Raw genomic sequence first — 25602 nt, forward strand, 5'->3', positions numbered from 1 at the left:
TATTATATAGAAAAAACAGTGGTTTATCAATATAATATGTTAAAAAGCTTGAAATAATGAGTGTTAAGTAGATAATATATATGGATCCTATTTGGATGTATTTTGTACATTTGTAATAACTAACCTAAATAAATATAATTAATTTCGTTGGTTAGGAAATTTGTAAATTGAAATTGAGGTGTTGATTATGTTGTCAATGTTAGCAGACTTAAGAGAAAGTGACAAGATACAGTATGGTGCTAAAGCAAGTGCGTTAGGAGAGTTAATAAGAAGCGGAGAAAAGGTTCCAATTGGTTTTGCATTATCTTTAGAATTTTTCATGCGGTTTCTTGAATATAATAAATTTTCCTATAGTGCTGGAGACTATTTAACTTATAATGCAGAAATATGCAAAGTAATATTAAAAGGTTCATTTTCTCCTGATATGGAGAGGGGGTTACTTAAATTTTTTAATTGTATACAAGGCATGGGACTGAAATATGTAGTAAGATCCTCTGCTCTGTGTGAAGACAGCGATAACTATAGCATGGCAGGAATGTTCGATTCATTTATTAAATTGAATACTTTTGAAGAAGTTAAGACTGCAATAAAGAAGTGTTATGCTTCATTGTTTAGTGATAAGGTAATAGCATATTTCATAAAACAAAATTTAAATTTGGATGAGCTAAAAATGTGTATAATAATTCAGCAATTCGTTGAAGGTTGCTATTCTGGAGTAAATTTTTCTGTGGATACTATTGATATGGATGAAGAAGTAATGCATATTAATGCTGTAAAAGGCTTATGCGAAGATTATGTTAACGGTAAAGTAAATTCAGCTTTTTATAAAATCTATAAAAAATGTGGAGCCATACTTGAAGAGAAGCTTCCGAAGGGCAGTAACGTTCTGCCAAAGAATTTAGTAAATGAACTATATGAGTGCACATTAAGAATTGAGAAAACCTTCGGTAAATATCAAGATATCGAATGGACTATCAGAAATAAAGAGATATATATTCTTCAAGCTAGGCCTATAACAACTTTTAAAGAAAAAAAATTTGAAATTATTTGGTCTGATAAAAATGAGGGTAATTATACTTGGCATAGAGAAGGGGAAAAACCTTTGGAATTGTTAATCAATGAGATTAACATAATCCTGGGAGAGGCATTAAATAGAGGATGTTATGACACTGGACTTGAAGAATTTTATACAGAGTACTGTATTCATAATGGATATTGGTATTATCGAGATAAGGAAATGCCAAATCATAAGGTACAAGAGCAAAGCTTTTTAAGTTCATTAAGTAAGTTTTATGTTAAAAATCAAAATATATTCCAAGATGTAGTACTGCCGGAATTATTGATATTGAAAGAGGAACTGGATAAATATTTATTTAGAGACTTGTCTCAAAGGGAAGTAGCAGAGTTCTTGGACAAGTCCTTACAGTACATGGAATACTTAGCAGAAAAGCATCAACCAGTTACTCACGGATGTGATTATTTAGAGGATTTTATGCAATACTGCAGAATAATACAAAATGATCTTAGTGTAGAGGAGTTATATGATTTAGTTTTTAACATCAGTATATTAAATAAAGAACGAGGATTCTATATTGAGATGGCAGATGAGGTGAATTCAAATCTCATATTAAATAAAATCTTTAAAGACTGCAGGCATGATGAACTTTTGTATGCTAGGCTTAAAAATATCCCAGAGAGCAAAAAGCTGCTTAAATTAATAGATGATTATATTGCTTTGTACGGAATTTGTAATTTGGAATGTGATATCAATAGTGACTATCTAGAGCCTATATTAATGGAAGCGCCGTACAAAGTAATAGGACACATTCGTAGATTTCTAAAGTTTAATAGTGACAGCTTTAAAAGGTCTATTGAAAGATCTTTAGAAAATAAAAAAAGGATTAAATCCATTATACTAAGCCAATTAGGAGAAGAAGATTCTCAAGAATTTCTAAGTAAGCTTGAATTAGCAGAAAAAGCATATTTAGCAAGAGATAATCATCATTACTATTTTGAGCGAATGACAAGATCATATCTTCGATTGGCTATTACTGGGGCTGAAAAAGTATTATTAAGAAATAAACAAATTCAGCATAGCGGAGACATGTATTTTCTTACCATAGATGAATTGAAGGAAGGACTAATACAAGGAAGGGATTATAATAAGCTTATTAATGAAAGAAAAGGGTTATTTAATTATCAAAAAAAGCTGTTAGCACCTCCTATTATCGGAAAAGCGCCTGTTGAAAAGGCAGATTATAAAAATCAAAATGATGAAAATGGCATAGGAAAATTACGTGAACAGGATATTATTTTAAAAGGGATTCCAGGCCTAAGAAAAAAGGTTAAAGGAAAGGTTAAAATCGGATTGCCTGTTTATTTAAATGAAGATAGCATTTTAGTACTTCCATTCACAAGATGCGGAGAACTTGAGCCCATAGTTGGCCATGTAATAGGCATAGTTGTAGAAGTAGGGTCGCCTTTTGAGCATATAGGAATCCTTGCTAGGGAGCTGAATATACCAGTGCTATATAATGTAGAAAATGCAATGAGCATCTTTAGGGATGGAGATGAAGTTCAGTTAGATGGTTTTACAGGTGAAGTTAAAATCATAAAATCCGAGCTGTAGAAGTAAATTAATTATTAACATAGTTGAGAAATTTTTCTATTTAAATGATTTACCAAATCATTTATGTGAGATATAATAATTATTAATCAATTCTTAGAAAATATAAATTAATTAAAAAATGAGTTAACTCAAGCGATAAATATGATAATGATTGGATTCCCAACGTTGAACATCGTGGAAACGATTGCGGGGAAAGGATTTGAAGAAACGTTGAATTTTTATAATTTTGCATAAAAGGAAGGTAAAATGGAAGATTTACAGCTTGATTTACTGTTTCCAATTAAGGAGAAGGCTTAAGAATAAGTTCTAAGGGTAAGGCAGATTAACTATTACAAAGAAAGAGGTGCTTAAATGGAAGATATTAAAATCGACTCAGCATTATCATTGGTCGGTTATAATTGGCGTGTGCTTGACATACAAAACAATACGGCTTTGATTATAACCGAAGATATTATAGAACAACGCCCTTACCATGATGCTTATAAAGATATAACATGGGCTGACTGCGCGTTAAGAAAATATCTTAATGGTGAATTTTATGACAAATTCAACGCAACTGATAAATCAAGGATAATTCCGGTAATAAATAAAAATCTTGATAATCAGTGGTATGGTTCAAAGGGCGGAGCAGATACGGAAGACAGTATATTTTTATTAAGCATTGAGGAAGTGTGCAAATATTTTGGTGATAGCACTTCAAAACTGTATAACCGAGGGAAAAATCAAAGATATTGGTTTCAAAGAAAAGATGAAAACAACAGTAAGCGAATAGCAAAACTTCTGGGTAAAGAAGGGAGTTGGTGGTGGTGGCTTCGATCACCCGGTCGCGTTAATGTAAAAGCCGTGTACATCTTCGGGACTGACGGTAATATAGGTATACAAGGCAACAATATATTGAAAGGTAACATCAGTGATGGCAAATGTACAGGCGGTGTTCGTCCTGCTTTGTGGCTAAAGCTTGAATTGTAAATCTTGGGTAACTTTTAAAGTGGCTTTACTATAATTACAGCATAGAATAATTAAATTTAAAGGAGAATTAAAAAATGAGCAAGTATGAAAATGCAATGAAACTTATGGAGGAACGTTGTGGAAATGGCAAAGAGGAAGTTATTGCCCTTGCGACAATATCACTATCCTCAAGCGCTGCCGGTAATCCTCGTCCTGCTGTCCGTATGGTATGCGCTTATTATGAAGACGGTGTATTTTATGTTTCTACGGATGCAAAAAAAAGTAAAATGCTACAAATTGAGAAGAACAACCAGGTTTCTGTCTGTGGGTTAGATTGGTATGCGTTCCAAGGTACGGCTGAAAATCTCGGTTGGGTCAAGGACGAGAAGAATGCGGAAATCAGAGCGAAATTCAAAAAAACTTTCGATTGGTTCGATGAAGTTGGCGACGAAGACAATCCTAACTCAATCGTTCTGCGTATCTCTCTCACAGAGGGTACGATTACTGACAATGAAAAAAAATACGGTGAACATCAGTATGAAATTGATTTTATCAATAAAACGGCGAAATAAATCCGTAAAGAATAAGCAGTTTCTAACTTGAGATCAAAAAAATTACACTACCTGATTATAAATATTCAATTAAGACCAAGTGTGGTTTATAGCTTTAGGCATTGATACGAATGCCTAAGGCTATTTTTGCAAGTGGAAATAACGTATCCTAAGTAATACTAATTTACAAAATATGTTACAATTAAAGAGGAAGAATAATTTTTATATGTAAGACAAATAAGAATCTTGTGTTAAGGAGGTAAAATAAATGGCAAGAGGAATTATTATTTTTGGTTCATCTGGCTCTGGAAAAACAACATTAGGAAAATTGGTTGCAGAAAAACTTAAATTCCCTTATTTTGATATAGATGATTATATTTATGCACAATGGGCTAATACGTTACCTTGTAAAGTACTTCTGCTAAATGGAGATGAGGACTTAAATAAGAATGTTCAAATAATAGTACATGAATATTTGAAACAAAATTCTCAAGGATAAATTTATGAAGATGGTAGAAAAAGGAGTGGTAATGTGCGAATTATTAAAGAGAACCTTAGCAAGTTTTATGGAGGAAAGATTTTAGATGTAGGAACAGGACGAGGAGATTTCATCAAACTTTTGACTGAAAATCTTAAGGGGTATAATAAGATTATTGGAATTGATAGCCATGAAGAAATATTGGATGCAACTAGGGAAAAGCTTCATACAAAGAATGTTGAGTTAATTAAAATGGATGGAGAAAATATGGATTTTGAAGATGAAAGCTTTGATGCAGTTTGTCTATCAAATACTCTACATCATTTATCAGATAAAACAAAGGTAATTGAAGAAATGAAGCGGGTATTAAAGACTAACGGGATTTTTATTATAAATGAGATGTTCTGTGATTATCAGAACGAAGCTCAGATGTCACATGTTTATGTACATCATATAGGTGCAGATATTGATATGATTACTAACCGAATGAATCATAATTACACCTATAGAAGAGAAGAAATAAAGGAAATTATAAGATCACAGGGCATTAAAATTCTTGATGCTTTCGAATTTAAATATAGTGATGAGATTAATACAAATATAGATGAGTTTGAAGAAATATACACTGCTGTTGGGAAAAGGATAGAAAATATAAAGCAGTCATCAAGGTATGAAGAAATAAAGAAACGTTTTGAAGACCTGAAGGAATGGATGAACAAGTATGGTTTAGCAGGAGCCACTCAATTAATGATTATTGGAAAAAAATAGACGGATATGAACTTACCCCTTCGTTACAAAAAGCGCTACTATTAAAGGAATATAATCATATTGTTAAATTGATTTAGAAATTTAGATTGAGGAGGCAGATATATAGAAATGAAACACATAATTCAAATAATATTTACAGTTATAGTGGTGTGTACTATTGTTATTACAGCAATAAAAGTGATGAAGGAAAACCATAAGGAAACTTATATGTCTGAAGGTATGATCCTTGGATTTGTAATCGGCGCTATTTCTAGTTATTATATAATGAATGCACTTATATGTACGCCTATAGGAATGTTTTTGGGTATTGAAGTTGGAAAAAATATAAGAAGAATTAGTTAGAATGATATTTCATTAAAGAAATTATATTAGGAGTGTTGTTAAGAACCATACCGTAAGTGATGCTCCAGATCTTTAATTTGGTTAGCAGAACTTATACACTGTATAAATAAATGTGAAAAATAGCTTTAGCCTTTGATATAAATTGGCTAAAGCTATTTTTTATGACTAAATGCTTTATCATAAGTAATATTAAATGAGAAATGTAATAAACGGTTATGTAATAATTATAGTAAATCAGAAAAAAACTTTTAATATAAAAATGTCGCAAATTTAAGTTTCATTCGTTATATTAGTTGAGAGTACTCTTAAAGGATAAGGAGTGATTAAGTGAAAGCTTCGTCAGATGAAAATTTTCAAAATAATATGTTAGAACAGCTTTATGATTCTTACGAATATAAAATGTATGGCATTGCATATTCAATTTTAAATAATGAAGGTCAAGCAGAAGATGCAGTTCAGGACGCATTTATAAAGTTAATTCCACACCTTGAAGATATTAATAGTGTAGCAAGTGTAGAGACAAAACGATTAATAACATACACAATAAAAAATGTTGCAATTGATATATATCGTAGGAATAGGAAAGAATCTGAACTATTTGCTAAAGGCGTAGACGAGCCAGTGATAAATGAAAATCAACAAGGAATTGCTTATGTAAAAACAATAGAAGATAGACAAATCGTAGTACAATTACTTTCTAGTTTACCACCAAAATACCGTGAGATAATTAGGTATCGTTGTTATTACGAACTTAGTTATAAGGAAATATCACTATTATTAAATATCAGTGAAAAGGCAGCAGCTAAAAGATATGAACGTGGAAGAAAGTTGCTAAAAGAACTGATGGAAAAAGAAATGATAGGAGATGAATTGTATGGATAATAAAATTGATATTGATAGAATGGCGTATCTTATAGGTGAAGAAGATGCTATGGAAGAATTGGATAAATTTACAGAACCACATGGGTTCTCAAAAAAGTATGAAGGTGAGAAGATGAAAATGATTAAAAAGGTAAAAAATATAGAGCCTATTCCTATATCAAATAGAAAGAGGAAAGGAATGACAAAGAAAAAGACTATAGTACTTATTGCAGCCATTACAGCAACTTTAGCATTATCTGTAACAGCCTATGGAATAAACAAAGGAATTATATTTACTACAAGTAGGAACGAAGAAACAGGAATTACTACTGTTGAGGCACAATCAGAAGTTCCTATCAAAGGAATACCACTAATAAATATAACTCCAGGCTATCTTCCAGATGGATATGAGCAATATGTAGGAGACAATTCGAAGTATTTCCTTAATGGTGACGCTTCTGCAGGAGGTGGTGAGATATTAATATATCAATCCGATTATGTTTATCAACCACCAAAATATAAAAGTATAGAAGAAACCACTATTGGTGGTGTAAAAGCACTGATTACAACATACGAAGATGGAGACAGTACTATTGATTTATGTTATGAAGAAGATGGACAAATTATTAGAGTTGGCGGACTTAATGGTATTTCTTTAGAAGAACTTAAAAAGGTAGCAGAAAACATTAAATATGAAGTAATTCCAGGAAAATTCATGGTTCAATATAATCCAGTTACTGGTGAAACCATTGATATAACAGGAGACACTACTGACCTACCAATTCCTGCTGATGGAATATGTGCTATGGGACAAGAAATAACTGGTAAAAAGTCTGCTAATGGTGAGCTAAGTTATATTGTAAAAGACGCTGAAATTATGGATAAATTACCTACATTAGATAAAAGTAAGTTCTATAACTATGATGAGTATTCTAAAATGATAAATGAAGACGGAACATTAAAGGATTATAAAAGAGTTTCTGTTAAATGGGAAAGCAATGAAATGAAAAATGTTACTGAAACAGCAAAATTAAAGTTTGCTTACGTAACTGTAATCATGACAAATCATTCTGATACAAAGTTAATAAACGAAATTATTGATCCAAAAGTTGAGCTTAGGACTAAAGCAGCAAATGGCACCCTTGAAGCTTTTACTAATAATAGTGATTTTATTAGTGATCTTGCAGCAGTTAGAGAACCAATATATTTTGATAAATTTAAGAATGAAGAAACTAAAGAATCAGAAATTGATCAAACAGAGCTTGATAAATTAGGCTTTAAAAATTATGCAGAGTATATATCTTTTTATGAAGGAATGGAATTTATGCTGTGTGATTTTGAACCACATGAAACTAAAGAAGCACATTTTATTTATGTAGTAGACGCTGATCATATTGATGATGCTTACATTCATATGCCTGTTGGTACTCCTCTTGGAAATTATGTTAAGCTAAAGTAATTAAATTAAAATCTATGAGGGCTATCTTAAAAAACTTTGAGATAGTCCTTATCATAAGTAGTATGAAAAATTATTTTAATATACAATTTTCAATAAAATGGTATAATTAATAGTAAATAATGTTTATACAATCTGTATTTTTAATATATAGTATAAAATGTTAGTTTAATCAACTTGAAAAGGCATGTAATAGATGGATAAAGAGGTTAAGTTAATAATACTAAGAGGCAATTCAGGAAGTGGTAAAACTACAACAGCAAAGGCATTACAAAAGAAATTTGGGCATGGTACCATGTTAATATCACAGGATGTTGTTAGAAGAGAAATGTTGTTTGTGAAAGATGGCCCTGACACAGAAGCAATTAAATTATTAAATGAACTTGTACTATATGGGAAAAAGCATTGCAATATTGTAATTTTAGAAGGTATTTTAAATTCAATGTGGTATAGAAAACTATTTGAAAATTTACATAATGAGTTTGATAATCAAATTTTTGCATATTACTTTAATATACCTTTTGAAGAAACTTTAAATCGTCATAAACAAAAACCTAATGCACATGAATTTGGGGAAAAAGAAATGAGAAAATGGTGGAATGAAAAAGATTTAATAGGTATGATTCCAGAGGTATGTATACATAAAGAATTAAGCTTAAATGAAATAGTGAATATTATCTATCAGGATGTTGTAAAGTGAAGGCTATAATTTTAAACTCCGCACCGGGCGTTGGAAAGACTACCTTATTGATGCTACACAAAGAGGAGTTGAAGAGATTAGAGATTTGTTTGTAGATTCTATATTAGCAATTTTAAAGGGGAATAGATAGATGGCTAAATATATTGATTTAAGTTATACCATAGAAAATGGACTAAGTACTCATCCTTACGATGAAGAGCTAAAGTTATATCAAAATAGATTTTTGGTTAAAGACAAATACAATGACACGAAACTAGAAACTGGTATGCATGTTGGAACTCATATTGATGTTGTCAGCCACATGTTAGATAGTAATGTTTTAATAGATGATTATCCAGTAGATAAGTTTATTGGAAAAGGATGTTTACTTGATGTTAGAAACCAAGATGTTATTAAAATGAAAAAGATGTATTTAGATATTGTAGAAAAGGATAGCATAGTGATTCTATATACCGGCTTTGAAAACCAATTTGGATGCGATGATTACTTTACTAATCACCCAATAGTGGAAAAAGAGTTAGCTGAATTTTTTATAGATAGAAATATTAAGATGATTGGCATGGACTTGCCATCTCCAGATAAATACCCTTTTCAAGTTCATAAAATGCTACTAGAAAAAGATATCCTTATTATTGAAAATATGAAAAATCTCGGGAGTTTATTGAATGTAGGTGAATTTGAGATTATTGCATTGCCACTTAAAATAAAAGCGGAAGCATCCCCTGTGAGAGTTGTAGCTAGGATTTAAATTTAAGAATACTAATTCAAAAAATTGATAGTACAACGATATTGAGAACTCTACTATAAATAAGAAAAATAGTATTAATATGCTATGGTTACAAAATGTTAAGGAAAATAATCTGTTTCTGCATCAAAACCAATTAGCTGAAGAAGTTATGGAGGAATTTATGCTTTTATAGATTAGATGAGGTCGTATTATATATATGATTTCATCATATATAGTTTTATCCTATAATGCTTTGGAATTATAGGATTTTTTGTGTAAAATGTAGACATAACAGTAGATAGGAAGTGAGAAAATGAACCATAAAATACAAAGAATTAATAGCTATGGAGATGATAGGTTTGATAAAACTATTTTAAATCAACATGGTGCCTTTATTGTTGATGAAAAGTATAAATGTAGTTTTAAGATAATAAATAAAGATTCTGCTATTGTATTATTTGATAAGGAAGTTGATATATTTCAATTGATAAATGAATTTAGATTTTATTCTGAACACATTATTAATTTCTATGAGGAAAATATGGAATTAATAAAAGCTTTTACCCCCAATAATATATTTCACATAACTATTAAGGATATTCAGCCTTCACAGTTTTTCGTTGATATAGACAAAGTTAAAGCCATAGAGTCTTTCATAAAAAGTGAAGAAGATATTATCATTCCTCTAACAAAAATCAATGATTCTTTTATATCTTTGGATGGACATACTAGACTTTATTATGCAGTAAGTAAGGGATATTCTAAGGTAAAAGGCTATTTGACAGAATCAGGTGATTACCTAGAGGGCTTTGTAGAAGAAGCAAGGAAAAGAAAAATCTATTCCCCATATGACCTTAAGTTAATATCCCATGAAGAATATAAGTTAAAGTGGGATAAGTTTTGTGATGATTTTTTTAGTGAGAGGGAATAAAAGATTGAAAGCTTTACTGCATTGAATAGTAGTTAAAAATAGAGCAACTAATTAATACAGAATAGATGTTATAATTCTATATAATATTATGTTATAAATTGTTTGTAATAACATAATTTACATGATAAAATTTATATAAACAACTTGAATTACAGAAAATTAAAACTTCAAAATTATTTATAGTATTTAGAAGAGGTGGGACTCATTATGAGAAACAAACTAGGTAACTACTCAGTGCAGTTAATATAATCTGATAGCAGATTGTGCTGAGGTAATAAGATATTTGTTATCAGTTAACTGCATTACTTTTCAAATTAAATTATCATATTTGGTATATTATGAAAAGGAGTAGTTAAATGAATAGAGGAGAGTTTAAAAACTATTTAAAAAGTGAGGAAAAGAAAGGTTTTAAGGGATGGGATTTCTCATATCTTGATGGTAGATGGGATGGAGAACATATACCATGGGATTATAAAAAAATCTTATTATCTTATTTAAAAGCAGAGCATAAGCTTTTAGATATGGGAACAGGAGGAGGAGAATTCCTACTTACTTTGGACCATCCAGTTTATAACACGGCTGTAACAGAGGCATATCCACCTAATGTTGTAATTTGTCAGGAGAAACTAAAGCCACTTGGTATAACAGTTAGGCAGGTATTTGATGACGCAGTATTGCCCTTTGAAGATGATTCTTTCGATATAATAATTAATAGGCATGAATCCTATGATATTAGTGAAGTTAACCGGATCTTAAAGACAGGTGGGCATTTTATTACTCAACAAGTAGGTGTAAAAAATAATGTTGATTTATCAGAAAAGTTAATCAATAATTTTAAGCCATCATATCATCCTCATGACTTGAAGCATAATATTAAAGCTTTTAAAGATAACGGATTTGAAATTCTTAAGTCAGAAGAGGCTTTTACTCCTATATGTTTTTATGATACAGGAGCGTTGGTATACTTTGCAAAGATAATAGAATGGGAGTTTCCTAGTTTTTCCGTTGATACTTGTTTTGAAAACTTATGTAAAGTAGAGAGAGAACTCAATGAAATTGGGTATATAGAAGGAACAGAGCATAGATTTCTTATTGTTGCTAAGAAGTTATCAACATCTAATGAGACAGGAAATTTTAGATATAATTATTAGAATAAGATGAGTTATAGATTTTGAACTTGGGTGTGATAGGATAAATTGTACCATAAATAAATGCTAAATTTACAAAAGTCAGTAATAAATGATGTAAAAATGTAACTCCAATCTTTTAATAGGTTGGAGTTTTTTGTGATATAATATAAAAAATTATATAAGGGAGTATGCGATATGAGTAAACATAATATCTATACAATGAGTGTAGCAAAAATCTATCCTCTTTTGGTTACAAAAGGGGAGAAAAAGGGACGTACTAAAGCAGAAGTAGATGAAATCATCCGTTGGCTCACAGGATATAGCCAGGAAGAGTTAGAAGCTCAATTGGAAAAACAGATAGCCTATGAGACCTTCTTTATGGAAGCTCCTAAGCTGAACCCAGAAAGGGTTTTAATTAAAGGTGTGGTTTGTGGTGTACGAGTGGAAAATATTGAAGAACCAATTATGAAGGAAATTCGCTATCTGGATAAGCTCATCGATGAGTTAGCAAAAGGAAAATCCATGGATAAGATTTTGAGGAAATAATGATTAAAGTGAAAACAAAAAATACTAATGATATTTTGTAGAACGTGATGGATGAGATTGCCTCGTTATTTACGCGGGGTGAAGAATATCACAAGTAACATAAATTATATAAATAAAGAAGCTTACATCTCGTGATGTAAGCTTTTTTCTCTATTATTTCTTTTCAGATGTTTCTTCTTTTTTAGGGTCTTTATCAAAGTATTCATCTAATTTCTTTCTCATGTTCTCTGGAACCTTTTTCTCTATTGGGAAGGCTACTGAATTTATAACTGATTCACTGAATTCTTTAGTTATAATAGTAGTCAATTCTAAGGCTTCAGCACTTAAATATTCCATAACATCATTTCTTGTGTGGATGAAAGCTCCACCCTGTGGTGCAAAACGACAGAAGGTAAGAGATGGAATTCCTTCATCAGCAAAGGCTGTAGAATCACTTGAGTATATGTCTTGTTCTACTTTAAGTGGGAAACCTTTAATCTTAGCCATTTGATCAATATAATCAACTAAACTTTGCTCTGCAGTAACTAGAGCCATTTCTTTTCCAAGAATAGAGCCAGCCACGTCTACGTTAATCATTAGAAGGTGTTTCTTAAGCTCTTCCTCATGGTCTTTTAAGTAAGCTTTACTTCCAAGAAGCCCAACTTCTTCAGAGCCATACCACATAAATTTTACAGTTCTCATTGGTGGATTTTCTTTAAAGTGTCTTAGAAGTTCCATTATAATAACTGAACCAGCTCCGTTGTCATATACTCCAGTACTGTAAGGAACACTGTCATAATGAGCACCGAAGGAGATTATCTCCTCAGGGTATTTAGTACCTTCTAAAGTTACCACCACATTTTGAGAAGTTAGATCTACATCTTCCATGATTAGCTCTACATGGATTTTAGAAGCTTTGTTCTTAACCATATGGAAGCAATCTTTCATACGCATGTTAATTGTAGGTATTCTTCCATGCTGTGTATTCTTTTCACGGATTCTAGCTATAGAAATATCAGTTTTATCGTCTTCATCCATGGCAGTACCAGACATAGTTATATATCCAGCAATACCAGCATCCATAAGTTTCTTATAAAGTTTGGGATTTGGACGAGTATTTATTAGTACAAATTTTCCTTTAAGATCAACTAAATTTACATCCAAACCATCTTCAATGTATACAAAATCTGCAGTTATTCCACCTTCAGATGTACCAATTGAGCAGTTATATGGTGCAATCTCATATTCTTTTTCAAAGGGCTCTACAACCTTTAGTGTAGCTTTTTTAATTACAGAGCTAGGAGCTTTGAAAGACTCTAAGTGTCCTTCACAGCCAATTGAGGATATTTCCTCTAATAAAATGTTAGCAGCTTTTAACTCTTCCTCTGAGCCACTGGTTCTTACAAAACCGATTTTCTTTAGTAGTTCAAATTCTCTTTCAGCATTAATCTTCATTATATTCCCCCTTATTTGTCCATCTAAATATATTATACTAGAGTTGTATGAAAATTGAAAATATAAATGCAGATATATAGTTGAAGAGGGGAAAGCCTAACCTATTGAACCTAATGTGATTAGAAACACCTGCTAAATCCATGATAAATTGAAATAAACCTTTATTTTCTTATATAAGTTTGATATAATATGAAGTTATGTTAGTAGAATTACATATATTTAAATACACTTGTTAGTATAGAATGCTATAGCGTATGATAAATGAAGAACATTACTAAAGTAGGGGGCAACTTAGTATGATTAAAATTTTTTCTTCGTTAAAAGGCTTAGGACTTAATTATGAAGACGATATAGAGTTATATACAAAAAAAGAAGATAAATACGATGAAGAAACAAAGGATAAAAAATCAACAAAAATTGATATTAATACATTACTTTATGATAAGAAGGTTACTTGTCCAGTTTGTTTAAAAGCTTTTACATGTAGAGTTGTAAAGGCGTATGTTCCTAAAGTAAAATCAAAAGATACAGATGCTTTTATAAGATATGAGGGGGTAAATCCATACTTTTATGAAGTATTGGTATGTCCAACATGTGGATATGCAGCATTAAAAAGTGATTTTCAGAAAATACAATCCTATAAACGTGAAGTTATACTTGTAAAGATAGGCAATCAATGGCAAGGTAAAGAATATCCTCAAGTTTATAATGAAGAAATCGCAATTGAACGTTATAAACTTGCATTACTAAATGCAGTGCTAGGAGAATTTAAAGATAGTACAAAGGCAATGCTTTGCTTGAAAATTGCATGGATGTATAGACTTCTAGAAAATAAAGAAGATGAGAAGGCATTTTTAGAAAGAGCACTTCAAGGATTTGTTATTGCTTATGAAAATGAACGAACTCCAATATACGGATTAAATATTTATTCTTTACAATATATTATAGGTGAGTTATATAGAAGAATAGGGGATTATACAAATGCTAAACTATGGTTAGGAAGAGTAATCGTAAGCAAGACGGATCAAAAAATAAAAGATAAAGCTAGAGACATGAGAGATTTAGCAAAAGATCTAGAGATAAAAGCAAATGAAGCTACTTGTGAATAGAGATATATGATTGTATATTAATGAGGTATTTAAAAGACTTGTGGTCATCTACTATTAAGTATATAAATTTTAGCTAAGATTATAATAAAGCCTATAGTTTTCTTTAATAAAATAAACTATAGGCTTTATTATATTATATATTAACCAATACCACCGTATATTAATCCTAAAATTATTACAATAATAGTTGTTGGCACAAAAACATATTTTCCAAAATTCATAAACCATATACCAATTTTACATTTTGAACCTAAATTTAACTGAGATAGAGTCTCATCTCTATCAAGTATGTAGAAGAATATAACAGCAGTAATTAATGCCCCCAATGGAGATAGAACTATGGTAATAAAGTTTGTGAAGTTGTTAAATAAAGAACTACTTAAACTTAATGGTATAGCTAGTATAAAAGCCGATATAGCTGTAATATAAGTGGTTTTCTTTCTACTCCACTTAGTTAAATTCATAATTGCTTCTACAGGTCCCTCTAACATAGCTATGGAAGATGAAATAGAAGCAAAAATAATACTTAAGAAAAATAAAGAACTTAGTACTTGTCCTAATTTCATAGTCTTGAATATACTTGGTACAGTTACAAATAGTAAAGCAGGTCCAGAGGTAGGGTTTAGATCTAAAGCAAATACTGCAGGCATTATTACAAAGGCAGCAAGTATAGCTGCAAGAGTATCAAACAATGCTGTAGATATAGCACAATTAGGTATATCAAAATTTTCGTCTGTATAGCTACCACACATAACCATACAACATCCTGTTAAGGATACAGTGAAAAAGGCTTGTCCTAGAGCCATAACCCAAGTACTTGGATTTAAAAGGTAGGACCAATCAGGAGTAAGGAGATACTTCACACCCTCTATCGAATTGGGTAGGCTTAATGATTTGGCAATTAGAAGTATAAATATAATAAATAACAAAGGTATAATGATTTTATTTATTTTTTCTATACCCTTAGAAATCCCAAAACTAACTATTACTAAAGTTATAAGAACAGCTAAACCATGCCAAAATACTGTAATATTACTATTTATAAAAGTAGTGAAGTAAGACTCTATATTTATAGTTAATATCTCACCAGTTAAACTTATGAAAAAGTATTTTAATACCCAACCAATAACAACTGTATAGAACATAAATATACCAGTTAGTCCTAAGGTTGGAATTATAGATATAATAGAGCCATGTTTAATATTTCTTTCTTTAAATATCTTTTGAAGAGCACCCATTGACCCTGTTCTAAACTGCCTACCAAAGGAAAACTCAGCAATTAACCCAACTGTTCCTAGTAGTGCTACGAAAATAAAATAAGGTATTAGGAATGCAGCCCCACCATTCTCACCTAATCTATAAGGGAACATCCATATGTTTCCTAACCCAACGGCAGCACCAACACATGAAAGAATGAAACCAAAGTTACTAGAGAATTTTTCTCTTTTTTTAGTATTTTGCAATTTTAATTACCTCCTAGAAATATGATATAAAATATTTATAATAATAAAAAAGACTCATAGATTACACTATGAGACCCTTAACCTAGGATATAAAAAGGCCTCATAGTTTATCTATGAGGCTAAATTTATTGCAACATAAACTCTTTAGCTATCATAGATACAAAACACTCCATTGGTGTGGTTTGTATCTATGATAATTGATATATAGACACAAACCTATCTAAAAAAGCTAAAGAAAGAGTTATTATTTAATTTTGAAATTGATAGGTTCGTTTTTAAATTCATAATCTTATCTCCTAATACGATATTTTATGTTATGTATCATATCATTGAAAAATATAGAAGTCAATAGATAGATACAGAATATATATTACTATAGTTATACCTATGAATAAAATATAGAAGAGTAGAGTTAAAAATGATATAATAAATTATATGGAAATATAGTAATTATTTACAAAAATGTTATAACAATTTTATTATAGAGTGGGAAGTAGGATTATAGTCAATATGAGAAATTAAAGGAGAAGATTAAAATAATGAATACTAGAATTGAAAACAGATTAGATATATTTGTAGATTATACAATGCAATTAGGTAAAGTACTGAAATGGGATTATAAACTGTCACATATGTTATGCTCAATGCTATATACTAATGAGGAACGTATATTAGATGCAAATCGTATAAAAGAAATGAGAGAATACATTAAGAAGAATACAGGAATATTTTCTAGCTTTAAAGGGACTACTCTCCCAATAATAGCAACAATGCTATCTTTAGATGAAAATCCAGAGAGCTTATTTACGAAAACTCAAATTTTATATGATAAAATGAAACAACAGAATTTTCGGGGTTCCGAGTATCTTACCATTGCGGCAATGCAGGTTGCTAAAATAAAAACTGAATCTGAATACAATAGAATTATTAATCGTATGAAGGAATTTTATGATAGATTACGTAAAATACATCCATTTTTAACAAGTACAGATGATTATATTTATGTTGCAATGGTGGCAATGACAGATATTGATTTGGAATTGGCAATCAGACGTGTAGTAATAATAGAAGATAGATTAAGGCCAACTCTTGGTGGAGGAAATGATATGCAGGCATTGGCACTTGTGTTACTTCTTGCAGATAATGACGATGATGAATTATGTAATAAGGTTTTACAGTTATATAAGTACTTAAAGGATAAAAAGTATAAATTACGTTATAACGGAACAATGTCAACTCTTGGAGTTCTTGCCATGACTTCTAATGATATGAACCTTATAGCAGAAGAATTAGTGAATGGTGCAGAATACCTAAAAGATAAAAAAGGGTTTGGAGCATTTTCCATTAGCAAAGTGCAACGTGCTATGTTTTCTGCAAATTTTGTAGCACTTCAATATATTGGTGATATGAAGAATAATCTATTAGAAGGAACCATATCTAATAATATTACTAATATTATTATTGCACAACAGATGGCAACCGTTGCAGCAACTATGGCAGCAACTTCAGCAGCGGCTAGTTCAGCAAACTAGAAATATAAAAAGTCTATACACATAAAAGTCCGTTGAAGTAAATAATTAACTTTAACAGACTTTTTTATTTAAAAAATTTTTAGTATGTAATTTATATTTTACTGCGCTTACATTTATAATTGGTTAAATGATAGACAACAACTGAAACCACAATAATTCCAACAGCAATCCCTAAGGAGGTTTTAAGTGTATTAAGAGCATAAAAATCAAATTTTATTTTATTTCCCGCTAAAGCATAACTCATAGAATAGTATAAGCTACCACCAGGTACAAGAGGTACGATAGAGGGCAATAAAAATACAGTTGTAGGTGCTTTATGAATTCTAGCTAAGAGTTCAGAGTATGCTGTACCTAGAATCGAAGCTATCATATTAGATATAAAAATATCATTCCAATAATAAAAAGAAATTAAATAGATACACCAAGTAATAATACCTCCAATAGATGCATAGAGTATTCTTTCCTTTTTTATATTAAATAATAAGGCAAATCCTAGGCTACCTATGTAAGCAGTAATGATTTGAATTAAATACTTCATTATTGCAATATACCTCCTAATATAATCAATGAAATTGCAAAACCACAGGCAATAGCTATGGCAATTAATATGGATTCAGTTAATCGTAATAGGCCAGCTATAATATCGCCACAAAGCATATCACGAACGGAATTTATTAATGGAATTCCGGGAATAAGAAGCATAATATCTCCTATAATAATTTTATCAACATTAGCTCCTATTCTTATTTTAGTAAATAAAATTGCAGCTAGTCCAGTAATAATTGAGCAAACAAAAGTATATATTAATTGATTAATGCTTTCTCTTTTGATAAAAGTATCAATAAAGAATATAAGGATACCAATGATTGCAGCCGCAGTAGCATCTATGAGATTACCACCAAAAAAGATAGAAAATCCACTAGAAGCTAGTATGTACCCTAGGCAGGAACTCCACCTTATACTGGGCTCACTTACTGATAGTTCTTGTATTTTTCCCTTTATTTCATTGAAAGAAGGTTTAGTTTGACATATATATCTAGATAAGGAGTTAAGCTTCTCAAGTTGACTAAGGTCTGTTCCATAGGAGTAAATCCTTCGTGTTTGTGTTAGAGTTTCTTCATCACTAGTTTTTATAGTAGCTATAATTAATGATCTTATTGAGAAAACATCTATACGGTCAATTTCATAAACCTTACAAATACGAATAATTGTATTTTCAACACGATTAGTTTCACCACCAACTCGTAGCATATGTTCACCAATATCTAAGGAAAGGCTTAGTATTTTGGACGCTTCAATTGTGATTTCATTCTCCTTCATAAATGTCTCCTTTAAGTTAGTTTATATTCCCATATTTATAATATTAGAATATAAAGATTATTACAATGAGATAATTCTAATAAGTTCGATTTATGTATTTTAAATACAAATAGATGTTAGTCAGAAATAAAATGTTAAAGAGAAAAATCAAAACACCTGAATAGTATTTTAACTAATCAGGTGTTTCTTTATATTGATTTATGAATTACCACAAGGGTGAAAATTCCTTAAGTTACTACCAGAATAATCCACGTCTACAGCAGTTGTTTCCAAAGCCACCAAAACCGCCACAACCCAATAATACCAACCATATTAGCCATTGGTTATTACCACAATCACAACCAAAATTAGAATTACAATTACGGTTTGTAAATCCTGTACAACAGGAGGTTGGACATCTGTCACAACATGGCTGTATATTACAACAACAGCAGCAATCACATTTGCAATTAGAATGACGTCTTCTATGACTACTCATATATATTACCTCACTTTTTATATTTACTCCTAAGATTATGTTTTGGGAGTATGTAATATAAAAGGAATTTGAAATACACTAATATAAATATATATGATTTATAAAGATGTATCTCACTATTATGATATGAAGATATTGAATTTAAGTTACAGGATAATAATGATTAAAGTTGACATGTGTAAATGATTAAGTTGAAGAGCGAGTTTTTATATATAGAGCGTTTTTTAATTAAAATAGATGAAAATATGTTATTTCTATATTTTCATCTATTTGATTTACTTAATGAATACCACCCATCAGTAGTTATGATTTTATTGAACTCATTTTAACCACCAAGGGTAACATCTTGTTCATTGTACCAGTCTAAAGCATTGTAGAAGTCTGTAGAAGTAAAATCCGGCCAATAGGTGTCTATTACGTAAAAATCAGAATAAACAGACTGAATTGGTAAGAAACCACTAAGTCTTCTTCTACCTCCCCATCTTATTATTAGATCAATTCTAGAAATATCCTCTGAATGTATGTAGGGTAGAATATGTTTATTAGAGGATTTGGATTCTTTTAATAGATTTAAGTCCCACTCCCATCCATAATGGATTAGAAAGTTTACCTTAATACCACCATTACCAAATTTTTTTCTAGTTGTAAAGGGAATTAAAGCCTTAGGAAAAGCACTTGATTCAGTATTTCCAATAACCAAGATTTCACAATCCTCCTTTGTTAAAAGCATGACAGAATCAATACAAGCTTGTATAAAAGCAAGCTTTTGCTCAGAGGGACGTTTGGTATTGTCTATAGTAAAACCGTAAAATGTTAACTCTTTTATATTTTCTTTTTGGCAAAGTTTAAATACTTCAAGACCAGGATTTATGCCATGTTCATATCCTTTATCTTTGGTTAGATTATTAAGTAAAGCCCAGCGTCTGTTGCCGTCAGGAATTATTCCAATATGATTTGGTATTCTCATATGATCTCAATTAACCTCCGTAAAAATTAAAATTATAATACTATGTTTTCCATAAAAATATAAAATAAACATAGATAAAAAATACTATTTTGTAAGAAGGTTGTAAGAAGTTAATGCTAATATACAATATATAGGAAATAATTATTATGGAGTGATTAAATATGAGTATGTTAAGAGCAGATAAACTAATCAAAATTTATGGAGAGGAACCCAATATAGTTAAAGCACTAGATGATGTAAGTATAGATATAAATGAAGGGGAATTCATAGCAATAATAGGCACATCAGGCAGTGGTAAGTCCACGTTGCTTAATATGCTAGGGGGACTAGATAGACCTACTAGTGGTGATGTTTATATATTAGAAAAGAAATTAAGTGATATGAAGGATGAAGAACTTACAATTTTCAGGAGAAGAAATATAGGATTTATATTTCAAAACTATAATCTAGTTCCAATTTTAAATGTTTATGAAAATATAGTTCTCACTATAGAGTTAGATGGAGTAAAGATTGATAAGGAATATGTAGACTCAATTATTGATACGTTGGGTTTAAAAGAAAAACTTACTAATATGCCTAATAACTTATCTGGAGGACAGCAGCAGAGAGTTGCAATTGCAAGGGCATTGGCAACAAAGCCAGCAATAATATTAGCAGATGAACCAACAGGAAATCTTGATAGTAAAACAAGTATGGATGTTATTGGACTTTTAAAGATGACTAGTAATAAGTTTAATCAAACCATGGTTATGATTACCCATAATGAAGAGATTGCACAGCTTGCTGACAGAATTATTAGAATAGAAGATGGTAAGGAAGTAGTAAGAGGTGATAAGTAATGATGTTTGAAAATAACAATAAGGAAGTAGTTAAGAGAATAACTAAGAGATCTCTTAAAACTAATAAAACAAGAAATATATTTGCAATTGCTGCTATAATTTTAACTACCTTTATGATTTCCACAGTTTTTAGTATAGGCATTAGTTTCGCTAAAAACTATAGGGTGCTAAATTTACGTATGCAAGGTACAACGGCTACTACAACTTTAAAAGGAGCAACAAATGACCAATATGAAAAATTAAAGAAACTAGATATATTTAAAAGTTTAGGATATGAAATTAATGTAGGTAGGGTTAAGGCAGATTCTTTAGAGAAGAATAAAACAAAAATAAATATGGAATATCATGATAAAGTAGATTGGGAAAACCAAATAACTCCTTGTATAAGCGATATTGAAGGAGAATATCCTAATGAAGAAAATCAGATCATGGCATCTACAAAAGCATTAGAATTTTTGAATTTAAAAGATGCTAAAATAGGGGACAAAATAAAGGTTTCCTATGAAACAAAGGGTGGGGCAAAAGAGTCGGAATTTTTGTTAAGTGGGTATTATACTAACTATGATATTGTTCAAGATACAGGATATTTAATGGTTTCAGAAGAATTTATAAACAAAAACAATCTATCCTTGGAGAATGATGGAATTGCTCTTATGACTTTAAAGAGTAGTGAAAAGGATAATGCACCGGATATTTTAAGTTCTAAAATTCAGTGTAAACAAGGACAAGAGTTCCAATATAGCTATGATATAAGTGAAGAATCATCAAGTGCTGCAATTGCAACTGTAATTACAATAATAATAATAGCATTATTTATAGTGCTAAGTGGATACTTACTTATTTACAATGTTATGTATATATCCGTAATCAAGGATATTAATTTTTATGGACTTATGAAAACTATAGGAACATCACCACGACAAATAAAGAAAATCGTTAAGGGGCAAATTTTAAGATTATCTAGAATGGGTATTCCTGTAGGCTTAATACTAGGAGCTATATTTTCTTTTTTTATTGTACCAATAGCTATGGGTGCTCTTAAGAATGGAAGATACAATGAAAGCGCAATGCCAGCTAATATATCCTTTAATCCTCTAATTTTTGTTGGAGCGGCACTATTTGCACTATTAACAGTAATACTAAGTTGTAATAAGCCAGCTAAAGTTGCTAGTAGTATTTCGCCAACGGAAGCTTTAAGATATTCTGGAACAAAGGTAAAGAAACAAAAGAAAAGTAGAAAATCAACTAATGGAGGAAAGCTTTATAAAATGGCTTGGTATAACGTTTTCCGTGATAAAAAACGTGCGATAGTTGTATTTCTTTCATTATTCATGGGTATTATAACTTTTCTCAGTATCAACACATTTCTAGATAGCCTTGGGGTAGATAATTTTATAAATAGGTATAATAAAAATGATTTTGAAATTCAAAATATTAATACTGATAAGGAGAAGTTAGATAAACATTTAGTAGATAATATTAAAAGTTTGCAAGGAATTAAAAATGTAGCTATAACAAAAGTAAGTATGGGTGAGTTAGACATGACTAATAACTTCTTTTTACCTTTAATTGAAGAAGAACATATAAAAAGAGGAATATCTCAAGAAGAATTAAACGCATTTTTAAATAAAATTAAAGAAGAACCTAATATATATTCTAGTTGGATTCTTGGAATAGATGATGAAATTATAGAGAGATACAATGAATATGCTGATTATAAAATAGATATAGAAGAATTTAAAAAAGGGAGCTTAGCTTTAATTCAGCCAAGATTTTATGATGGAAAGGATAAGTCACTTTATACTGAATTAAAAGGTAAAAATTTCAATCTGAAAGATAAAGATACAGGGGTTACTGCTAGATATAAAGCACAAATTATCAGTGATGCTAATGGAGACTTACCTTATGGCTTAGGTGGAGTAGTGGGTGCACCAACAATTTATATTAGTAATTCAGCTATGGAGAAATTAGATAAAGATGCAGTATATTACTTATTACAAATAAATGTTGAGGATGCATATGAATCTGAAATTAAACAAGAATTAAAGACATTAACTAACAATCGTGGTTTATGGTTAGAATCCAAAAGTGATATTAGAGAAGAATTTAGTAGTACATCAATGGTAATGAAGATACTTGGGGGAGGAATTTCTGGTATTCTTATATTAATTGGAATTTTAAACTTTATAAATGTAATGATTACAGGAGTTAATGTTAGACTAAAGGAATTTGCGGTGATGGAAAGCGTGGGTATGACTAAGAAACAAATTAAAAAGATGCTTACTTTTGAAGGAGCATATTATGCAAGTATAACTACTTTATTTATTTTCACTTTGGGAATAGGAATTATATACGGAATAGCAGAGTTAACAAAGAAAATTGCAGATTATGCAGAGTTTGTATTTCCTACAGTGCCACTATTAACTTTAGTAGTATTTATATTTTTAGTATGCTTAATTACACCTGGCGTTGTATTTGAAACATCTTCAAAGAAAAGTGTAATAGAACGTATAAGAGAAACAGAAAATTAATTTTAGGTGGCAGATTTATACAATCTGCCACTTTTGTTATAATGGAAAAAAGAGGTGGTATGATGAGGACAATTCTAATAATTGAAGATGATAAAATTCTTAATAGGGGTGTTACCTTTGCATTAAGAAAAGAGGGATATAATATACTCTCGGCTTATACAAAAGAGGAAGGCAAGAATTTAATTTTAAATAAAGATATTGACTTTTTATTGCTTGATATAAATTTGTCTGATGGCAGTGGACTGAAGCTATGTGATGATATTAGGGGTAGTGTCAACTTTCCTATTGTATTTTTAACTGCCAATGATACAGAGGAGGATATGGTTAAAGGTTTTGAAAGTGGTTGTGATGATTATTTAACAAAGCCCTTTTCCTTGGAAATATTAAAGCATAAAATTAATGCCATATTAAGAAGACAGTCAGCAGAAACTAAAGATACTTTTCAGTATGAAGATTTAAAAGTAGATTTTAATAGAAAATCTGTTTTTGAAAGAAAAAATGAAATTAATTTAACTAGTACTGAATATAAGCTTTTAGAACTACTTGTTAGAAATAAAGGTAAGGTGATGACTAAGGAAATGCTTCTAGAAAAGCTTTGGGATGTTAATGGTAATTTTGTAGATGAAAATACTTTAAGTGTAAATGTAAGACGTATACGCAAGAAAATAGAAAAAGATTCTAAAAACCCTAGGTATATTATTACTGTTTTTGGTATTGGCTATATGTTTGGAGAGTAGCATATGAAAAGTAATTTTTATAAGATGAAAAATATGATTCAAATATTAATTATATTAATTTGTTCAGCATTTACTGCATTTATAACTTTTTCAGTAAAAAATTTAAACGTAACTATTATCTCAACTATTTTTTCAATAATAATTATTTTAGGATTTTATATGTATGAAGGACTATTTAAAAGTTATATGATAGAAATAATTATAAAACTTTCGGATATGTTAGCCATAATGACTGATATGAAGGAAAAAGAAGTGTTTTCTATAGTTGAAGATTCAATTTTCTCAAAGCTTCAATCTCAAACTATTAAGTTAACTAGAATTTTGAAAGCTCAAAATAAGCAAATAGAAGATGATAAGAATGAAATAAAGTCATTAATTTCTGATATAGCGCATCAACTAAAAACACCATTAACAAATTTAAAGATGTATGGTGAGTTTCTTCAATATGATAATTTGACAGAAGAAGAGAGAAGAGATTTTCAAGAAACAATTATGGTTTCTTTAAATGAGCTAAGTTTTTTAGTAGAAAGTATGATTAAAATGTCTAGGTTAGAAAGTGGTGTAATTCAGTTAAAGCCATGTTATGAAAGCTTAAATGAAACTATATTATTAGCAATAGGTCAAATACGCAAAAAGGCACAATTTAAAAATATAATTTTAGAGCTTAATGAAAAGGAAAAAGTTACAATTTTACATGATAGAAACTGGACTATAGAGAGTGTATTTAACATTCTAGAGAATGCAGTAAAGTACACAAAAGAAAACGGAGTAATTAATATTTCTATACAAAGTTATGAAATATTTGCAAGGATAGATATTGAGGATAATGGTATAGGGATTAGTGAAGAAGAACTACCTAAAATATTTAGTAGGTTTTATAGAGGAAAGAATGTTGGCGATGTTGAAGGTATTGGTATAGGACTTTATTTAACAAGGGAAATTATTTCAAAACAAGGTGGATATATTAAAGTAAAATCAAAAAAACAGGGAACTGTATTTTCAATATTCTTACCTATTAAATAAATTAATTATCCCATAAGATAAATTGACATCTTTAATGATTCAACATAAAATAGTTTGCGGAGGAAATGGAGTGTTCTAATGCGAACTATTTTTTAATTTATT

General features: G+C 30.1%; 25 protein-coding genes. 19 read left to right on the forward strand and 6 right to left on the reverse strand.

Annotated features, from left to right (window positions below; all coding sequences use genetic code 11):
* Nucleotides 1-187 precede the first annotated feature (187 nt).
* The 13 genes from B3Z56_RS14315 (at nt 188) to B3Z56_RS14375 (ending at nt 12067) form a co-directional block, all read left to right on the forward strand.
* Nucleotides 188-2629: a PEP/pyruvate-binding domain-containing protein gene (locus tag B3Z56_RS14315; RefSeq protein ID WP_346879077.1), complete on the forward strand. Its 2442-nt coding sequence runs from the start codon at nt 188-190 to the stop codon at nt 2627-2629.
* A 351-nt stretch (nt 2630-2980) separates the two neighbouring features.
* Nucleotides 2981-3598: a DUF6273 domain-containing protein gene (locus B3Z56_RS14320; RefSeq protein WP_346848703.1), complete on the forward strand. Its 618-nt coding sequence runs from the start codon at nt 2981-2983 to the stop codon at nt 3596-3598.
* A 74-nt stretch (nt 3599-3672) separates the two neighbouring features.
* Nucleotides 3673-4149 carry a pyridoxamine 5'-phosphate oxidase family protein gene (locus tag B3Z56_RS14325; protein ID WP_346848704.1) on the forward strand — a complete coding sequence of 159 codons (477 nt, stop codon included), beginning with the start codon at nt 3673-3675 and terminating at the stop codon, nt 4147-4149.
* Between the two features lie 247 nt (nt 4150-4396).
* Nucleotides 4397-4627, forward strand: a complete 231-nt coding sequence (locus B3Z56_RS14330) for a shikimate kinase (protein WP_346848705.1) — start codon at nt 4397-4399, stop codon at nt 4625-4627.
* Nucleotides 4628-4660: 33 nt separating this feature from the next.
* On the forward strand, nt 4661-5374 hold the full coding sequence (locus B3Z56_RS14335; protein WP_346848706.1) for a class I SAM-dependent methyltransferase: 714 nt from the start codon (nt 4661-4663) through the stop codon (nt 5372-5374).
* Between the two features lie 108 nt (nt 5375-5482).
* Nucleotides 5483-5716, forward strand: coding sequence for a hypothetical protein (locus B3Z56_RS14340; RefSeq protein ID WP_346879078.1), 234 nt, complete (start codon nt 5483-5485; stop codon nt 5714-5716).
* Nucleotides 5717-6043: 327 nt separating this feature from the next.
* Nucleotides 6044-6598: a sigma-70 family RNA polymerase sigma factor gene (locus B3Z56_RS14345; RefSeq protein WP_346848708.1), complete on the forward strand. Its 555-nt coding sequence runs from the start codon at nt 6044-6046 to the stop codon at nt 6596-6598.
* A complete protein-coding gene (locus B3Z56_RS14350) occupies nt 6591-8036 on the forward strand; it encodes a hypothetical protein (RefSeq protein WP_346848709.1) in 1446 nt (481 codons plus the stop codon). Before B3Z56_RS14345 ends, B3Z56_RS14350 begins: the two co-directional genes overlap by 8 nt.
* Before the next feature lie 193 nt (nt 8037-8229).
* Nucleotides 8230-8733, forward strand: coding sequence for a kinase (locus B3Z56_RS14355; protein ID WP_346848710.1), 504 nt, complete (start codon nt 8230-8232; stop codon nt 8731-8733).
* 130 nt (nt 8734-8863) lie between these two features.
* Nucleotides 8864-9481: a cyclase family protein gene (locus B3Z56_RS14360; protein WP_346848711.1), complete on the forward strand. Its 618-nt coding sequence runs from the start codon at nt 8864-8866 to the stop codon at nt 9479-9481.
* Nucleotides 9482-9773: 292 nt separating this feature from the next.
* Nucleotides 9774-10391, forward strand: coding sequence for a hypothetical protein (locus tag B3Z56_RS14365; RefSeq protein WP_346848712.1), 618 nt, complete (start codon nt 9774-9776; stop codon nt 10389-10391).
* 356 nt (nt 10392-10747) lie between these two features.
* The gene (locus B3Z56_RS14370; RefSeq protein ID WP_346879079.1) at nt 10748-11542 is read left to right on the forward strand and encodes a class I SAM-dependent methyltransferase; all 795 of its coding nucleotides are present in this window, start codon (nt 10748-10750) and stop codon (nt 11540-11542) included.
* A 174-nt stretch (nt 11543-11716) separates the two neighbouring features.
* Entirely contained in the window at nt 11717-12067 is a 351-nt protein-coding gene (locus B3Z56_RS14375; protein WP_346876287.1) for a DUF2200 domain-containing protein, read from the forward strand.
* 153 nt (nt 12068-12220) lie between these two features.
* On the opposite strand, the gene B3Z56_RS14380 is transcribed toward B3Z56_RS14375, so the two are convergent.
* On the reverse strand, nt 12221-13501 hold the full coding sequence (locus B3Z56_RS14380; protein ID WP_346848715.1) for a M28 family metallopeptidase: 1281 nt from the start codon (nt 13499-13501) through the stop codon (nt 12221-12223).
* A gap of 296 nt (nt 13502-13797) precedes the next feature.
* Between B3Z56_RS14380 and B3Z56_RS14385 the strand changes: the two genes are divergently transcribed.
* Nucleotides 13798-14610, forward strand: a complete 813-nt coding sequence (locus tag B3Z56_RS14385; protein ID WP_084178197.1) for a DUF2225 domain-containing protein — start codon at nt 13798-13800, stop codon at nt 14608-14610.
* Nucleotides 14611-14750: 140 nt separating this feature from the next.
* Here the strand turns inward: B3Z56_RS14385 and B3Z56_RS14390 are convergent, their stop codons facing one another.
* Nucleotides 14751-16073 carry a sodium-dependent transporter gene (locus B3Z56_RS14390; protein WP_346848716.1) on the reverse strand — a complete coding sequence of 441 codons (1323 nt, stop codon included), beginning with the start codon at nt 16071-16073 and terminating at the stop codon, nt 14751-14753.
* A 539-nt stretch (nt 16074-16612) separates the two neighbouring features.
* Here B3Z56_RS14390 and B3Z56_RS14395 point away from each other — a divergent pair.
* Nucleotides 16613-17605 carry a DUF4003 family protein gene (locus tag B3Z56_RS14395; RefSeq protein ID WP_346848717.1) on the forward strand — a complete coding sequence of 331 codons (993 nt, stop codon included), beginning with the start codon at nt 16613-16615 and terminating at the stop codon, nt 17603-17605.
* A 91-nt stretch (nt 17606-17696) separates the two neighbouring features.
* On the opposite strand, the gene B3Z56_RS14400 is transcribed toward B3Z56_RS14395, so the two are convergent.
* From B3Z56_RS14400 to B3Z56_RS14415, 4 genes are all read right to left on the reverse strand, one after another.
* A complete protein-coding gene (locus B3Z56_RS14400) occupies nt 17697-18143 on the reverse strand; it encodes a threonine/serine exporter family protein (protein ID WP_346879080.1) in 447 nt (148 codons plus the stop codon).
* Nucleotides 18143-18925, reverse strand: a complete 783-nt coding sequence (locus B3Z56_RS14405) for a threonine/serine exporter family protein (RefSeq protein ID WP_346879081.1) — start codon at nt 18923-18925, stop codon at nt 18143-18145. Before B3Z56_RS14405 ends, B3Z56_RS14400 begins: the two co-directional genes overlap by 1 nt.
* A gap of 235 nt (nt 18926-19160) precedes the next feature.
* Nucleotides 19161-19403, reverse strand: a complete 243-nt coding sequence (locus B3Z56_RS14410; protein ID WP_346848720.1) for a hypothetical protein — start codon at nt 19401-19403, stop codon at nt 19161-19163.
* A gap of 325 nt (nt 19404-19728) precedes the next feature.
* The gene (locus B3Z56_RS14415; protein WP_035134702.1) at nt 19729-20370 is read right to left on the reverse strand and encodes an undecaprenyl diphosphate synthase family protein; all 642 of its coding nucleotides are present in this window, start codon (nt 20368-20370) and stop codon (nt 19729-19731) included.
* Nucleotides 20371-20531: 161 nt separating this feature from the next.
* On the opposite strand from B3Z56_RS14415, the gene B3Z56_RS14420 reads away from it, so the two are divergent.
* The 4 genes from B3Z56_RS14420 to B3Z56_RS14435 are packed head-to-tail and all read left to right on the forward strand — an operon-like array spanning nt 20532 to nt 25500.
* Nucleotides 20532-21209 (forward strand): ABC transporter ATP-binding protein, encoded by a 678-nt coding sequence (locus B3Z56_RS14420; protein WP_346848721.1) that lies wholly within the window; start codon nt 20532-20534, stop codon nt 21207-21209.
* On the forward strand, nt 21209-23740 hold the full coding sequence (locus B3Z56_RS14425; RefSeq protein ID WP_346879082.1) for an ABC transporter permease: 2532 nt from the start codon (nt 21209-21211) through the stop codon (nt 23738-23740). Before B3Z56_RS14420 ends, B3Z56_RS14425 begins: the two co-directional genes overlap by 1 nt.
* A gap of 41 nt (nt 23741-23781) precedes the next feature.
* Nucleotides 23782-24477, forward strand: a complete 696-nt coding sequence (locus tag B3Z56_RS14430) for a response regulator transcription factor (RefSeq protein ID WP_346879083.1) — start codon at nt 23782-23784, stop codon at nt 24475-24477.
* Nucleotides 24478-24480: 3 nt separating this feature from the next.
* Nucleotides 24481-25500 (forward strand): HAMP domain-containing sensor histidine kinase, encoded by a 1020-nt coding sequence (locus B3Z56_RS14435; RefSeq protein WP_346876291.1) that lies wholly within the window; start codon nt 24481-24483, stop codon nt 25498-25500.
* Nucleotides 25501-25602: the final 102 nt, after the last annotated feature.

The organism is Clostridium sp. UBA7791 (genome assembly GCF_002480755.1).
GTDB lineage: Bacteria > Bacillota > Clostridia > Clostridiales > Clostridiaceae > Clostridium_J > Clostridium_J sulfidigenes.